The 2,399-nt window shown below is 31.0% G+C and carries 3 protein-coding genes; all 3 read right to left on the bottom strand.

Annotation, left to right across the window (positions count from 1 at the left end; translation table 11 throughout):
* Nucleotides 1-212: 212 nt before the first annotated feature.
* Nucleotides 213-785, bottom strand: coding sequence for a hypothetical protein (locus ACJBCC_RS17160; protein WP_407557913.1), 573 nt, complete (start codon nucleotides 783-785; stop codon nucleotides 213-215).
* A 185-nt stretch (nucleotides 786-970) separates the two neighbouring features.
* Complete coding sequence (locus ACJBCC_RS17155) at nucleotides 971-1,495, bottom strand: hypothetical protein (protein ID WP_407557912.1); 525 nt, start codon at nucleotides 1,493-1,495, stop codon at nucleotides 971-973.
* A gap of 153 nt (nucleotides 1,496-1,648) precedes the next feature.
* Nucleotides 1,649-2,299, bottom strand: coding sequence for a hypothetical protein (locus ACJBCC_RS17150; protein WP_407557911.1), 651 nt, complete (start codon nucleotides 2,297-2,299; stop codon nucleotides 1,649-1,651).
* Nucleotides 2,300-2,399 lie beyond the last annotated feature (100 nt).

Genomic DNA, 2,399 nt, shown 5'->3' with positions numbered 1-2,399 from the left:
ATGGACAGTCCATTTTGGTAATTTCAAATATTGTCTTTTTCACTCGGTTTTTTTGGGTTTCGGCATTACTTACAACGGTTATGTGTATGATTTCGTTGCGTGGTTTAAGCACTAAAGTTAGCAAATAAATCACAGATAGAAAGTCCGCGAGGACTTTCGTAAGTAGGCTATAACTAGCAATGAATTATACACGGTGTTAGGCAACGTATTTTTTAATCATATACAGGACAAGTTGTCCAAGGATAAGCGCATTGATATTTCCTTTCTAACCATCCAATATATTCTTTATCGTTATAATTTATTTTTAGTTTAGCCCAAGTTCCACTTGTAGCAATCAATTCAGATTCCACGTATCCTTTTACGCAGAATTCAATGTCAGAGTTTTTAGTCGGTTCTGAATAAAATCTATATCCAATTTCCGCAAATCCTTTGTCCGTTTTATCAATAAGACAATCTATTTTTGTTTCTCCAGAATGTCCTATATCAATTATTAGATTATTTGTTTTAATCCATTTGTCTTTATACTTTCCAATGTCTTTGTTTAATTCATTTTCCTCACAAGCAGGCAAGACAATTATATTTTCTATTTTCAGCCAACCATCTTTCGATTCAGATATTGCAAATTTATACCAACAATGACGTTCTGTTAATGGACTTAATTCCGTGATTTTATTTCCATTCGGACTATTGTGAATAGAAATAGATTCAGTTGCTTTTTCTGAATAAAAACATTCCACAAAATCTTCAAAAAATATTTTTGTCCTTTTTTGAGCAAAAGTGTTCAATGTTGATAGAAGTATTATTATCAGAGTGAGTTTTTTCATATGTTGCCTAACGTGTTTGTATATGGAAAGTTGCGGGTTTGCGTGCGAGGATTTTCCGAAGGAAAATCAGACGTAGCAAACGTGCAACGACCTTTGTTTTAGCACAACACCAGCAATTTTTTATATACGGTGTTGTAAAACGTTTTTTAATTCAGTTTTGCTTTTAATTTGTCCCAAAAGGTAACTTTTTCATTTGATTCATTATCTTTTGTAAACTTTATTTTATTCCAATGTTTGTCTAAATCCTTAACCGTTTTTAATTTCAGACCTCTAATATTGATTTCAGCCATTCCAGTTTTTAAATCTTCCGACATAATTTTATATAGTGCAATATTGTCTTTTTCGACATCACTTATCTCTATATCTTTAATTTCAGAGCGAAATTCAGTCGAGAGTCTTTTCCATAATTCCGCGTCTTTATAGTCCGAATTATAACAGATTATTGGTTTTTCATTATCTTTTTGGTTAACGAACTGAATAATTTCTGCAAACATTTTGGTTTTTTGCTTTTCGTTTAAGCCTGTATTTGTCAAATCGTCAAACTGAATTCTAATTCCATTTATCCACGTAGAATTTAATTCATATTCTTTTCCATTCAGTTTGTATATAATTCCTTCTCCTCGAAATCCGAATTTAATATGAGAAAAGTCCTTTGTTTTATCTGATGACATTGGTTTGGTCAAATGTTTTACAACGGTCTTGTGTATGATTTCGTTGCGTGTTTAAGCACTAAAGTTAGCAAATAAATCACAGATAGAAAGTCCGCGAGGACTTTCGTAAGTAGGCTATAACTAGCAATGAATTATACACATTGTTGTATGCAGTTATTCTTCTTCATCTTCATCCATTTGTTGATAAACAAGAATTTGTTTTTTCAAAACTTCAATATTTTTAATCAAAGTATCTTTATCAGTCCATGGGAAACTATCGGTTTTAATGTCATCAGTCAAAAGTTTTAACGCTTTGTCTACTGCTCTTGGCGTAGAATCATATAGTTTCTTATAAACAGTTTCATTAGCGATTCTTTTTAATTTTTTATCCTTAACTCCTTTAAAAGACACGAGAGTTTTCATTCCTTCGAGATATAGTTTTTCGGTTACTTTGTCAAAGGATTTTTCTAATTTAATATCCTCTGAAAAATAATCAGGATATAATTTCTTAAGTCTTTTCTCCCTGCCATTTAACAATTCAAACACATCTTGGAAAGAATCAACATTAAGATTGTGCATAAACTGATTCCTTACTTCCATGAAGATTTCCATTTTTTCTTTTTCCTCTTTAACAATTGAGCCACTATCAAGCAATAAATTCAGTTTTTGATTAAAAGAAAGAGAAGTGTTTTTATTTCCTAGGCTTTTGGTATTTTCAGGTTTTTCAATATCAAAAATATATGCTAAAGAATAACTTGCAATTTTTTCCAACCTAAGTGAATACTTAAGAATTTTGAGTTTGATTTTACTTGAATATTCACTCATTCGCTTAGTTTGTTAATTGCATACAACGTTATTGTGTATGGTTAGTTGCGTGGTAAGCAACTAATTTAGCAAACATTCACGAACCAGAGAAAATTCCGAA

Origin of the sequence: Winogradskyella sp. 4-2091 (assembly GCF_045765065.1) — a bacterium.
Classification (GTDB): domain Bacteria; phylum Bacteroidota; class Bacteroidia; order Flavobacteriales; family Flavobacteriaceae; genus Winogradskyella.
This window is presented reverse-complemented; position numbering and strand designations above follow the sequence as displayed.